9 protein-coding genes are annotated in these 12,715 nt (G+C 68.4%); 2 read left to right on the top strand and 7 right to left on the bottom strand.

Annotation, left to right across the window (positions count from 1 at the left end; all coding sequences use genetic code 11):
* Positions 1 to 202: 202 nt before the first annotated feature.
* The 4 genes from JYK04_RS31895 to JYK04_RS31880 form a co-directional block, all read right to left on the bottom strand.
* Positions 203 to 1,492, bottom strand: a complete 1,290-nt coding sequence (locus JYK04_RS31895; protein ID WP_189739598.1) for a sugar ABC transporter permease — start codon at positions 1,490 to 1,492, stop codon at positions 203 to 205.
* 26 nt (positions 1,493 to 1,518) lie between these two features.
* The gene (locus JYK04_RS31890; protein ID WP_030008680.1) at positions 1,519 to 2,307 is read right to left on the bottom strand and encodes an ATP-binding cassette domain-containing protein; all 789 of its coding nucleotides are present in this window, start codon (positions 2,305 to 2,307) and stop codon (positions 1,519 to 1,521) included.
* Positions 2,308 to 2,466: 159 nt separating this feature from the next.
* Positions 2,467 to 3,579 carry a sugar ABC transporter substrate-binding protein gene (locus JYK04_RS31885; RefSeq protein ID WP_189739297.1) on the bottom strand — a complete coding sequence of 371 codons (1,113 nt, stop codon included), beginning with the start codon at positions 3,577 to 3,579 and terminating at the stop codon, positions 2,467 to 2,469.
* Between the two features lie 117 nt (positions 3,580 to 3,696).
* Positions 3,697 to 4,911 carry an ROK family transcriptional regulator gene (locus JYK04_RS31880; RefSeq protein WP_189739295.1) on the bottom strand — a complete coding sequence of 405 codons (1,215 nt, stop codon included), beginning with the start codon at positions 4,909 to 4,911 and terminating at the stop codon, positions 3,697 to 3,699.
* A 594-nt stretch (positions 4,912 to 5,505) separates the two neighbouring features.
* Here JYK04_RS31880 and mgtA point away from each other — a divergent pair.
* Positions 5,506 to 8,226 (top strand): magnesium-translocating P-type ATPase, encoded by a 2,721-nt coding sequence (gene mgtA / locus JYK04_RS31875; RefSeq protein WP_189739292.1) that lies wholly within the window; start codon positions 5,506 to 5,508, stop codon positions 8,224 to 8,226.
* A gap of 151 nt (positions 8,227 to 8,377) precedes the next feature.
* Positions 8,378 to 9,253, top strand: coding sequence for a hypothetical protein (locus JYK04_RS31870; protein WP_189739289.1), 876 nt, complete (start codon positions 8,378 to 8,380; stop codon positions 9,251 to 9,253).
* Between the two features lie 11 nt (positions 9,254 to 9,264).
* Here the strand turns inward: JYK04_RS31870 and JYK04_RS31865 are convergent, their stop codons facing one another.
* The 3 genes from JYK04_RS31865 to ngcE are packed head-to-tail and all read right to left on the bottom strand — an operon-like array spanning position 9,265 to position 12,606.
* Positions 9,265 to 10,200, bottom strand: coding sequence for a carbohydrate ABC transporter permease (locus tag JYK04_RS31865; RefSeq protein ID WP_189739287.1), 936 nt, complete (start codon positions 10,198 to 10,200; stop codon positions 9,265 to 9,267).
* Positions 10,201 to 10,213: 13 nt separating this feature from the next.
* The gene (locus JYK04_RS31860) at positions 10,214 to 11,158 is read right to left on the bottom strand and encodes a carbohydrate ABC transporter permease (protein WP_189739283.1); all 945 of its coding nucleotides are present in this window, start codon (positions 11,156 to 11,158) and stop codon (positions 10,214 to 10,216) included.
* A 20-nt stretch (positions 11,159 to 11,178) separates the two neighbouring features.
* A complete protein-coding gene (gene ngcE, locus JYK04_RS31855; RefSeq protein WP_373297450.1) occupies positions 11,179 to 12,606 on the bottom strand; it encodes an N-acetylglucosamine/diacetylchitobiose ABC transporter substrate-binding protein in 1,428 nt (475 codons plus the stop codon).
* Positions 12,607 to 12,715: the final 109 nt, after the last annotated feature.

Raw genomic sequence — 12,715 nt, 5'->3', positions numbered from 1 at the left:
TCATCGGGCCGTCCCGGGGGAGTCACACCTTTGTCATACATGTACGCGCGACCTGACGGCCACACATCACATACGGGCGTATACCCGTACATGAGTACCCCGTACATGCACGCACGGATGCCCGGCGCCACGAGAAGTGGCGCCGGGCACTGTGACCGGTCTTACCGCCGGACGTCACTCCGGCGCGAAGTCGGGCGCGCGATCAGGCGCGTCCGGCCGTCTTCTGGGTCTTGCGCGTCACCGAGTCGATCACCACGGTCGCCAGCAGCACCGCGCCGGTGATCATGTACTGGATCGGCGTCGCAATGCCTTCCAGAGCCAGACCGTACTGGATCGAGACGATGACCATGACGCCGAGGAGGGCGTTCCAGGTCCGGCCCCGGCCGCCGAAGAGGCTGGTGCCGCCGATGACGGCCGCCGCGATCACGTTCATCAGCAGGTCGCCGGCACCGGCGCTCTGGTTGGCCGCCGCGATCTTGGAGGCCCAGAACAGGCCGCCGATCGCCGCGAAGGTGCTGGAGATCGCGAAGACCGTGATCCGGATCCGGGTGACGTTGATGCCCGCACGCCGGGAGGCCTCGACGCTGCCACCCAGTGCGAAAACGTTTCGCCCGAAGGTCGTGCGGCGCAGCAGGAAGTCCGTGACGACCAGGGCCAGCAGGAAGAGCACCACCGCGAGCGGCAGGCCCTTGTACTGGTTGAACAGTACGGCGGGGCCGAAGGTGCACAGTGCGAGCAGGCCGGTGCGCAGCAGGATCTCGGCGAGCGGCCGGGAGGGCATCCCGGCGGCCTCGCGGCGCCTCGCATCGAGGAAGGCCGCGATGAAGTAGCCGGCCACCGCGAGCGCGGCCAGCCCGTAGGCGACGGCCACGTCCGAGAAGAAGTACGTGGTCAGCTTGCCGACCACGCCGTCGGAGTCGATGTTGATCGTGCCGTTGCTGCCGAGGATCTGCAGCATCGCGCCGAGCCAGAAGAGCAGGCCCGACAGGGTGACGGCGAAGGCCGGAGCACCGATCTTGGCGAAGAAGAAGCCGTGGATGCAGCCGATCAGGGCGCCTCCCGCCACGGCCGCGAGGATGGCCAGCCATTCGTTCACGCCGTGGGTGACGGCGAGGACGGCGACGACGGCACCCGAGACACCGCTGACCGAGCCGACCGAGAGGTCGATCTCGCCGAGCAGCAGCACGAAGATGATGCCGATGGCGATCATGCCCGTGCCGGTCATCGTGATCGCGATGTTGGTGAGGTTCTCCGGGGAGAGGAAGTTCGAGTTCAGCCCCTGGAAGATCGACCAGATCACGATCAGGCCGATGACGACCGGGAGGGAGCCCAGGTCGCCGGCCTTCATCTTGCGCTTGAACTCGCCCACGTACCCGGCGAGCCCCTCCTCCCTGACGAGCAGGCGGGGGTCCACGGCCGGGATCGCGTCGTGCGCGGCCGCCGGGTTGACCGGGTCGATGTGCTCCTGCCGGTCGACGGAGCCCTTGTCCAGTGGACCGGTGGCAGGGTTCTGGGTGCTCACTTGCCGGCCTCCGAGGTGCGGGCCGCCCGGCGGGTCACGGCGTTGTCCGTGGCACCGGTGATGGCGGAGATGATCTCTTCCTGCGAGGTGTCGGCGACGTTGAAGACACCGTTGTTGCGGCCCAGCCGCAGGACCGCCACCTTGTCGGCGACGGCCTTCACATCGGCCATGTTGTGGCTGATGAGGATGACGGCGTGGCCGCGCTCGCGCAGCCGCTCCACCAGGTCGAGAACCTGTGCGGTCTGCTCGACGCCGAGGGCGGCGGTGGGCTCGTCGAGGATGACGAGCTGGGGCTCGCCCAGCATGGAACGGGCGATGGCCACGGTCTGGCGCTGACCGCCGGAGAGTGACGCGATGGGAATCCGGACACTGGGGATCCGGATGGACAGGGTGGTCAGGAGCTCGCGGGCGCGCCGCTCCATCTCCACCTCGTCGAGGATGCCGAAGCTCTTGAGCTCGCGGCCGAGGAAGAGGTTGCCGACGACATCGATGTTGTCGCACAGCGCCAGGTCCTGGTAGACCGTCGCGATGCCCAGGTTCTGGGCGTCGTGGGGCTTGCCGATGGAGACCGGACGCCCTTCCCACTCGATGACACCTTCATCGATGGGGTGCACGCCGGCGATCGTCTTGACCAGCGTGGACTTTCCGGCACCGTTGTCGCCGACGAGGGCGACCACTTCACCGGAGTGGATCTCGAGTTCTACGTCGGTCAGGGCCTGAACGGCGCCGAACCGCTTCGAGACCCCTCGCAACGCCAGCACGGGCGCAGCGGACACATGAACCATCTCCTTCGCCGCCTGACCGGCGGGGATGTCGTGCAGAAGAGCAGGAGCGGGGCGAATGGGGGAACGTTTCTGCCCGGCGCCCCGCCGGGTGGCGGGGAGAGAGTGGCGGGACGCCGGTCAGGCACGGGGGGCCGCCTCGCGGGGAGGCGACGGGGGCCGCTACTTCAGGCCGGCGGCGGCGCAGGCCGCCGCGTACTTGTCGGTGCAGATCTCGTCCACCGAGTAGACGCCGTCCTTGACGACGGTGTCCTTGATGTTGGCCTTGGTGAGCGAGACGACCGGGATCAGGACGGCTGCGACGCCCTTGGTGGTCGGGCTGTCGACCGTGGACGTGGAGCCATCGGCCTTCCCGCCCTTGGCGAGGGCGACGGCCATCTTCGCGGCGGCCTCGGCCTCGGGGGCGTACGGCTTGTAGACGCTCATGAACTGCTCGCCCGCGACGATCCGCTGCACACCGGCGAGTTCCGCGTCCTGGCCGGTGACCGGCGGCAGGGGGGAGACGCCGGCGGCCTTGAGGGCGGTGATGATGCCGCCGGCCATGCCGTCGTTGGCGGAGTAGACGCCGACGACCTTGTCCTTGCCGAGCGCGGAGAGCGCGGCCGCCATGTTGGTGTTGGCGTTCTCCGGCTTCCACTCGACGGTGTCGTACTCCTTGCCGACGTTCACCTTGCCGTCGAGCTCGGAGTGGGCGCCGGACTTGAAGAGCTTGGCGTTCGGGTCGGTGACCGAACCGTTCATCATGACGATCTGGCCGTCCTTGGCCTTGTCGCCCAGCGCCTCCAGCAGGGCCTTGCCCTGGACCTTGCCGACCTCTTCGTTGTCGAAGGAGGTGTACGCGTCGATCGGGCCCTCGGCCAGGCGGTCGTAGGCGACGACCGGGATGCCGGCGTCCTTGGCCTTCTTGACCGAGCCGGCGATGGCCTTGGAGTCCACAGCGTCGACGATCAGGACGTCCACCTTGTTGGTGATCATCGTGTCGACCTGGGAGTTCTGCGTGGTCGCGTCCTGCTTGGCGTTGGCGTAGACGACCTTGCCCTTGCCACCGGTGAGCTCGGCGACCTTCTTCTCGATCAGCGGCTTGTCGAACTTCTCGTAACGCGCGGTCTGGTTCTCCGGCAGGAGCAGACCGACCTTGATCTCATCGCCCTTGGCAGCGCCGGAGGACGCCTTCGTCGTGTCGCCGGCCTCCTTCGCACTGCCGCAAGCGGCGAGCGAAACGGCCATGGCACCAGCGGCGACAGCTACGGCGGCTCTGCGCATACGCGTGTTCATTACTTGAACCTCCCTGACGAGGCCGCAGCGGCGCGGCCGAGGTGGATGTGAGTCAACCCCGGCCGCGTTTTGCCGTCAAGGAGTGAATTCTTAACGAGATGACAACGGTGCCATTCGTTATCTACCTGAAGACAAGACGGCTGGAGCTCGCACTCCACTTCCATGATCTGACAAAAGTGTCGAATCGCCCATCTCGCTGAGGACGAGCGCCAGCGCGCCCAGCACCTCGGCCCGCCCTCCCAGGCTCCCCGTCAGCACCGACAACTGCCGGGCCGCACTGGGGATCGCGTACCTTCCCACCGATTCACGGATGGGGGCGAGGACGAGTTCACCGGCCTCCGCCAGCGACCCGCCCAGCACCACCCTGCTGGGGTTCAGGAGGTTGCACAGACTGGCCACGCCGCTGCCGATGTGTCGGCCCACGTCCGTGATCACCCGGCGGCAGCCCGGGTCCCCCTCGCGGGCTAGTTCGACCACCCGCTCCATCGTCAACTCGGGGCCGTGCGTGCCCTGGAGCAGCGGCAGTACGTACCGGGCGGCCGCGAAGGTCTCCAGGCAGCCGCGGTTGCCGCAGCGGCAGACCGGGCCCGATTCGTCCAGGGTGATGTGCCCGATCTCGCCCGCCGTGCCGCCGGGTCCGCGGTAGATCTGGCCGTTGATCACGAGGCCCGCGCCGACGCCGCTGGCCACCTTGATGTAGGCCAGGTCCTTCACTCCCCGCCCGCTCCCCCAAACGAGTTCACCGAGGGCGCCGAGGTTCGCGTCGTTGTCCACGTACACGGGCACCCCGAGGCGCTGCGAGAGCTCCTGGCGGGGGTTGATGCCCGCCCAGCCCGGCAGGATCGCGGTCGAGCCCAGGGTCCCGGACTCCACGTCGATCGGGCCGGGGACGCCGAGCCCGACGCCGATGACCTTCTCCAGCCCCACGCCGATGTCCGCGATCAGCCGTCCGACCAGGGCTTCCGCCCGGTCGAAGCCGTCCGCCCAGGACGCGTCGACATCCAGCGGCTCGGTCTCCTCGGCCAGCACCTGGTGGGCCAGGTTCCCCACCGCCACCCGCAGGTGGGTGTGTCCGAAGTCGACACCGATGACGATCCCCGCGTCGCCGCTGAGCGAGACGCTGCGCGCGCGGCGGCCGCCGGCCGAGGTGTCGGTGACCTCGACGGTCCCGCCGTCCTTCAGTTCCCGGACGATGTTGGAGACCGTGGCCGCCGACAGTCCGGTGGCGCGGGCGATCTCCGCCTGGGTCAGCGATCCCGCGAGCCGCACCGCCCGCACGACCCGTTCGAGATTCGCGCGATGCAGTGACGACTGCGATCCGGGAGTCTGCACGACTCATCCACTCCTGCCCATTAGCGACGGCCAGCCGTCGCCCCCCGGCCGGGGCACGTCACGGCTTCACGCTCCGAGACCCCGGCATCTCTCCAACTTGTGAACCTTAAGTCGAGCCTTTGCACATCCAGACGTCAAGAGGCTGACGCGGCATGAAACGGCCGCTACTGACCTAAAGGGGCGGGAAGCGGCCCCCTGGATCGTGTTACGGTCGCTGGGACGCCGATCATCTGTGGCCATTCCGGCCGGATCGGGCGTTTCATCATGACCGCGCTACGCAAGGAGGTGTTCGGGATGAGTCCCGATCGAAGTCCTTGCAGCGCTCTTGTCGGCTGACCTCGTGACCGGCTGACCTTTCTCTGCGTACGCACGGCAACGGTGGACCGCTGTCCCCGTGCGCGCTCGCGTTGCTGCGCGTTCCTTCCTTCCACACTCCCTTCCTTCCGCATGCCCTGCCAACTCCGCCGGGCGTGCGTCATCCATGCCCGCCGGCGTGCCCGCGGCCCTTCGGGGTCCCCGCGCGCCGACCCCTGATCACTCCACGTGACCGCTCGGCTCCGCGCTGCCCGGACACCGTGGAGGGAGGTAGTCGTCATGACCATGCTCACCCCGCGCACCCCGGCCAAGCTCGCACCGCCGGGCCCTTCCCGCCGCGAGCGCAAAGCCGCCGAGCTCCAGGCCCGGACCCGGCTCACCGGCGAGCGTCTCGCCGCGATCAGCGCCCGCTCGGGCGTCCAGGTCCTTCAGGAGGTGGACACCTCCCCGGCCGGCCTCACCCACGCCGAGGCCGCGCTGCGCCTGGAGCGGCACGGCCCCAACACCGTCGCCCACGAGCGCGCCCCCCGCTGGTACCTCCAACTGGCGAAGGCCTACGGGAACCCCTTCATCGCCGTCCTGGTCCTCCTGGCGGCGGTCATGTACTGGCAGGACCCCGCGGACCCGGGCGTCGTCATCCTCTCCGTGATGGTGGGGATCAGCGGTCTGCTGCGCTTCTGGCAGGAGTTCCGCTCGGGCCGCGCCGCCGACGCGCTGAAGAAGCTCGTCACCACCACGTGCGCGGTGCAGCGGCGGGCCGGCAGCGGCTCCGCGCCCACCACGTTCGAGGTGCCCATGGACCAGGTGGTCCCGGGCGACGTGGTCAAGCTGGCGGCCGGCGACCTGGTCCCGGCCGACCTGCGCATCGTCACGGCCAAGGACCTGGGCGTCAGCCAGGCCGCGCTGTCCGGCGAGTCCCTGCCGGCGGCCAAGGCCGACACCCGTACGCGGGACCTCGGCCAGCAGGAGACCACCGACCCGGTGGAGGCCGACAACCTGGCCCTGATGGGCACCTCGGTCACCTCCGGTACCGCCACCGGGGTCGTCGTCGCCACCGGCGCCGACACCTACTTCGGCTCGATGGCCGGCTCGCTCGTCGGCGAGCGCCCGCAGACCAACTTCGACACCGGCGTGCGCAAGGTCAGCTTCCTGCTGATCCGCTTCATGCTGGTGATGGTCCCCGTCGTCTTCATGATCAACGGCTTCACCAAGGGCGACTGGGACGAGGCCTTCCTCTTCGGCATCGCCGTCGCCGTCGGGCTGACCCCCGAGATGCTGCCGATGGTCGTCTCCGCCAACCTGGCGCGCGGCGCGGTCGCCATGTCCCGGCGGAAGGTGGTCGTCAAGCGGCTGGGCGCGATCCAGAACCTGGGCGCGATGGACGTGCTCTGCACGGACAAGACCGGCACCCTCACCGAGGACCGGATCGTCCTGGACCGCCACCTGGACGTGCACGGCGACGAGGACGGCGAGGTCCTGGAGTACGGCTACCTCAACGCGCGTTTCCAGACCGGCCTGAAGAACCTGATGGACCAGGCGGTCATCGACCGCGTGGACGAGGCCGAGGAGGTTGTCGTCGACGCACGGTTCTCGATGGTCGACGAGATCCCCTTCGACTTCGCCCGGCGCCGGATGTCCGTGGTCCTGGCCCGCAACCCACTGGTCGGCGACCTCGGACCGCGCGAGCACATCATGATCACCAAGGGTGCCGTGGAGGAGGTGCTGGACCTCTGCACGCACCTGATGGACCGCGGCGAGAGGGTGGAGCTGACCGAGCGGCTGCGGTGGCACGCCACCCGGATCGCCGAGGACGACAACCGGCAGGGCCTGCGGGTCCTCGCCGTCGCCACCCGCACGATCGACGCCCCCCGCGAGACGTACACGGTCGCCGACGAGGACGGGCTGACGCTGGTCGGCTTCCTCGCCTTCCTCGACCCGCCGAAGGCCGACGCCGCCCGGGCCCTGACGGGGCTGGCCGACAAGGGCATCGCGGTCAAGGTCGTCACCGGCGACAACGAACTGGTCGCCGCCCGGGTCTGCGCCGACGTCGGCATCGACGTCGGGCAGGTGGTGCTCGGCCCCGGGACCGACGCCCTCGACGACACGGAGCTGCGCGAGCTGGCCGCCCGCACGACGGTCTTCGCCAAGGTCAACCCGGTCCAGAAGGCCCGGATCGTCCGGGCCCTGCAGGCCGGCGGACACACCGTCGGGTTCCTCGGCGACGGCATCAACGACGCGGCCGCGCTGCGCGACGCCGACGTCGGCATCTCCGTGGACACCGCGGTGGACATCGCCAAGGAGTCGGCCGACATCATCCTGCTGGAGAAGGACCTGACCGTCCTGGAGCAGGGCGTCGTCCAGGGCCGGACCACCTTCGGCAACACGATCAAGTACATCAAGATGACCGCGTCGTCGAACTTCGGCAACGTCTTCTCGGTCCTGGTGGCGAGCGCCTTCATCCCCTTCCAGCCGATGCTCGCGATCATGCTGCTGGTCCAGAACCTGGTCTACGACATCTCGCAGCTGGCGACCCCGTGGGACCGGATGGACGAGGAGTACCTCCGCAGGCCCCGCAACTGGGACGCCAAGGGCATCGGCCGCTTCATGGTCACCATCGGGCCCGTCAGCTCGATCTTCGACATCTCGATGTTCCTGATCATGTGGCACGTCTTCGCGGCGAACAGCGAGGCGAGCCAGTCCCTCTTCCAGTCCGGCTGGTTCATCGAGGGCCTGCTCTCGCAGACCCTGATCGTCCACATGATCCGCACCCGGAAGATCCCCTTCGTCCAGTCCCGCGCCTCCTGGCCGGTGATGGCGATGACCGTCCTCGCGGTGCTGACCGGGCTCTGGCTGCCCTTCTCGCCGCTGGCTCCCTCGCTGGGCTTCGTGGCCCTGCCGGCGAGCTACTTCCCGTGGCTGATCGGCGTACTGCTCGCGTACTGCACGCTCACCCAGCTCGTGAAGACCTGGTACATCCGCCGCTTCGGCACCTGGCTGTAGCGGCCACGGCGAAGGAGGCAGGGGCCGGTGCGCCCGCGTGACGGGACGCGAAGAATGAATTGAACACGTTCAGCCCGGCTGGCAGTATGGACACGGGACGTCGCCGGCCGGGCGGACGCGTGGGTTCGCCGTGCCACGAGGGGGATTGATCGTGCATCAGAAACGGTCGTACGCAGTCGCGCTGGTGGTCTCGACGCTGGTGGGATGCCTGGAGGTCGCGCTCACCGTCGTGGTGGTCCTGCTGTACGTGCAGACACAGCCGCCGCCGGACCGAGCCCCCGACTACACCGAGATCGGGGGGAGCCTGGTCGCCCTCACGCCCCTCATCGGCTTCATCTCGTTCCTGCTGTCGCTCATCTTCGTACTGCCCGCGGTCGCGCTGGCCGACCTCCTCGGCCGCCGGCTCGGCAGGCACGCGGCCTGGTGGTCGGCTCCGCTGATCGTGGCGGCCCTGGTGGCGTCGCCGATCTGGATCGTCGCGGCGTACAACGACGCCGAGACGCGGGCCACGCTGGTCTTCTGGGCCTCGGCCACGGCCTCGCTCTCGGCGGGCGCGCTGATCGCCCTGCCCCGGGGCGAGGGACTGCTGCGGCGGGTGGTGCTGTGGGGCACGGGGGTGGTGGCGGGGACGGGCCTGTTCGGCGCACTCGGGCTCGCCGTCGGCCTGCTGCCCGCGTACGAGCCTCCGGCGATCGGTCCGCAGACCATGCCCGGCAGCTGGATCGACCACACGGGCAACACCCTGGTCTTCACCTCGGACGGCCGGGTCACCGCCTCCGGCGTCGGTGGGCGCAGCCCCAACGACTACCCCGGCGACCCGTCGCCGAGCTGCTCGGGCTCCGGGACCTGGGTCTACGAGGGCGGCCGGGACGTCTGGACGCAGAAGGTCCGCATAGACATCCCGGGGTGCGGCTGGCCCGCGTGGGGCGTCGGCGGCACCGCCCGGGAGCCCCGGATCCACCAGCACGTCGGCGACCCGGGTTCCGGAGAGCTCTACAAGCTGCGGAAGGCCTCCGGCGGCTCCTGACCCCGGGAGCGCTACTTGAGCGTCGCCGAGGTGAGACCCGCCTGGATCTGGCGCTGGAAGGAGAGGTAGACCACCAGCATCGGGACCATCGCGATGGTGGCACCGGCGAAGAGCACCGGCAGGTCCGTCTCGTAGCCCATCTGGTACTGGAGCTGAATGAGCCCCTGGGTGAGCATGTACCGCTCGGGGTCGGCACTCGTCTGCGGCTGCATCAGCACGGCGGGCAGGATGTACTGGTTCCACTGGCCCAGGACGTTGAAGATCCCGACGCTGATCAGGCCGGGCTTGGCCATCGGCAGCATCACCTGGAAGAAGATCCGGGTGTCGGAGGCCCCGTCGATGACCGCCGCCTCGTGGATCGCCGTCGGCAGCGTCCGGAAGAAGGAGTGCATGAAGAAGACCGTGAAGGGCATCGAGTAGGCGACGTACACCAGGACCAGGCCCTGGTAGGTGTTCAGCATGTCGAACCGCTTGACCATGAAGAAGAGCGGTACGAGCGCCAGGAACACGGGGAACATCGCCCCGCTGACGAAGAAGTAGTAGATGAGCCGGTTGCCCGTGAAGGGGTAGCGGGCCAGCACGTACGCGGCCATGGAGCCGAACAGCATGGTCAGCGGGACCGAGAACACCAGCACGATGAGGGTGTTGGCGAAATAGCCTCCGATGCCCTTCGTCCAGGCCCGCCCGAAGGCGTCGAAGTGCCAGTTGGAGGGCCAGCTCAGGGCCGAGCCGCCGATCTGCGCGTCGGTCTTGAAGGCGCCGAGCGCGAGCCAGATCAGCGGCAGCACGATCATTATCGCCCAGACGACGAGGAAGCCGTGCGAGAAGACGTTCAGGGCCGTGCCCTCGGAGCGGCGCCCCTCGCGCTTCCCCGCCCGCCCGGCGCCGCCGGACCGCTCCGCGGACTTCTCGCCCGGAGCCTTGATCACTGTGGACTGTGCAGTCATCGTGGAACTCCGCTCAGAACTCGATGCGCTCGCGGCGGGTGGCACGCAGCGTGATGACAGAGAGGATCATGGTCAGGGCGAGCATGACCACGCCCATGGCGCAGGCGTATCCGCTCTTGCCGAAGTAGAGGAAGTTGCGCATCAGCACCGTCGACATGACCTCGCTGTGGTGGTCGGGGCCGCCGCCGAACTGGCCCGAGGTCATGGTCGACACCAGCACGAACATGTCCATCGCGGCGATGCCCAGATAGACCGCGGAGGTCTGCACGGAGTCCCACAGCAGGGGCAGCGTGACCTTGAAGAAGGTCTGGGCGCGCCCGGCGCCGTCGAGCAGCGCGGCCTCGTAGATGTCCTTGGGGACGGACTGCATCGCCGCGGAGAAGAGGACGAGGTAGAAGCCGACGCCGTGCCAGACGACGACGAGGAGCAGGCACCACAGGACGAGGTCCGGCTCGTTGAGCCATTCGACCGGGTGGGCCGCGTCGATCACGCCCATCCTGGTCAGGAAGCCGTTGAGCAGGCCGCCCTCGTCGCTGCGGTAGATCGCGCCGAAGAGCACGGAGAGGATGGCGAGGGAGAGGACCTGGGGGAAGAAGTAGACGACCTTGTAGAAGCGCGATCCGCCGACTCCCTGCACCCCGCCGGCCCCGCCGCGCCCGCCCGCGTTCACCATGAAGGCGAAGAAGAGGGCGAGCAGGATGGTGACGAGCGGGACGAACACCAGGAGCAGCAGGTTGTGCCAGAGCGCGCCGCGGAAGACCTCGTCCTTCAGCAGGGCCGCGTAGTTGTCCGTGCCGACGAAGTCGAACGTCGGGGACTGGCCGCTCCAGTTGGTGAAGGAGTAACCGAACGTCTGCACGTACGGCCAGATGACGAAGGTCAGGTACAGCGCGAGGGGAGCGAAGAGGAAGCCGGCGATGAAGCCGTACTTCCCTCTCCTCTGGGCTACATGGCTCATGGTGTCCGTCCCCGCAGTGGTCAGCTGCGCTTGTTGTTCTTGGCGTTCGGGTCCTGGGCCGCCTTGTTCACCGCCGCCTGGGCCCGCTTGATCCACTCCTTGGGCTGGATCCGCTGTGCCATGAGCTCATTGGACGCGTTCTGGATCTCCGTGTCCATCTCGCTGTACCAGTCGGGGTAGCGGTAGCTGAAGGTGTTGCCGCCCGCGGCCTTGAGCGCCTCGACCGCCGACTGGGTGCCCGGCCGCAGCTTGACGCTCGGGTCCACCCCGTCCTTGACCACCGTGAGCGAGTTCGCCTGCTGGGCGAAGATCGTCGACCATTCGCGGGACAGCATCGAGCGGAGGAACTCGAAGCCGGCGGCCTTGTTGGCAGCCTTCTCCGGGACGATGAAGGGCTCGTCGACGCCGGCCCGGATGGCCTCGAAGGGCAGTTTGCTGTCGGCGAGCAGCGGCATCGGCAGGAACTTCATGTCGAAGTCCTCCGGGGTCTGCTTGAGCTGCTCGTTCTCCAGCCAGGAGCCGGAGGGGATGAAGGCGGCCTTGTACTGGTTCCAGGCGGTCTGTGACTCCGTGTGGGTGAGGCCGTTGGTGCCCGGCATCAGCAGGCCCTTCTCCACCACCTCGTAGACCGCCTCGACCGCGGCGAGGGCGGCAGGGTTGCCCTCGAAGGCGTTCGGCTCCAGGTTGTCGATCGCCTTCATGGCGTCCAGACCGCCCTTCTTGGCGATCAGGTCCATGATGACGACATTGATGTAGTACGGGAACTTGCCCTGGTGGGCGAGGCCGCCGATGCCCGCTTCCTTGGCCTTGGCGCAGACGGCCAGGAACTCGTCCCAGGTCTTCGGCGGCGCCCAGCCCTTCTCCTTGAAGAGCTTGCCGGAGTACCAGAAGCCGAACACGGCGTAGACGTACTTCAGCACGACGAACTTGCCGCCCTGCAGGCCCTGTTCGTAGGCGCCTTCGACCAGGGTGTCGCGCACCTTCTTGGTCGGGTCGTCGAGCGAGGGCGAGTCGAGCACGGCGGTGAGGTCGGCGAGCTGGTCGCCCTTGGCGAGCACGTCCAGCTTGATCTGCTGGGCGCCGGAGTCGTCGACGACGTCCGGCGGGTTCCCGCCGTTGAAGCGGGGCTGCAGCTTGGCGGTGATCTCCTGGGTGCCCAGGTGGGAGCTGGTGGTGCCCCACTTCTTGTCGAAGGCGGCCTCCCAGGCCTTCGCGTAGTCGTCGCCGAACCCGCCCTTGAAGACGACGACGTCCAGCTTGCCGCCCTTCGCGACGCCGAAGGGGTTCTCCTTGGTCACCGCCGCCTTGGCCGGGCCCTTCGTGGAGTTCTCCGCACCGCCGGAGGCGCAGGCGGACAGGAAGCTCATCGTCGGCACCGTGATCAGTCCGAGTGCTGCGGAACGCTTGATCAGGTCGCGGCGTCCGAGGCCCTCACCAGTGGATCCCATGCTCATGTCCTCGCCTTCGTCAGAAGTGTGAAGGAGGCCGGAGATTCACGGTGGTGGCCGTGCATGCGGACATCACCACAGGTCCCCGCCCGTCCCCCGGCCCGGAGCC

The organism is Streptomyces nojiriensis, assembly GCF_017639205.1.
Taxonomy (GTDB): Bacteria; Actinomycetota; Actinomycetes; order Streptomycetales; family Streptomycetaceae; genus Streptomyces; species Streptomyces nojiriensis.
The sequence above is the reverse complement of the archived record's forward strand: the minus strand, read 5'-3'. Positions and strand labels throughout refer to the sequence as shown.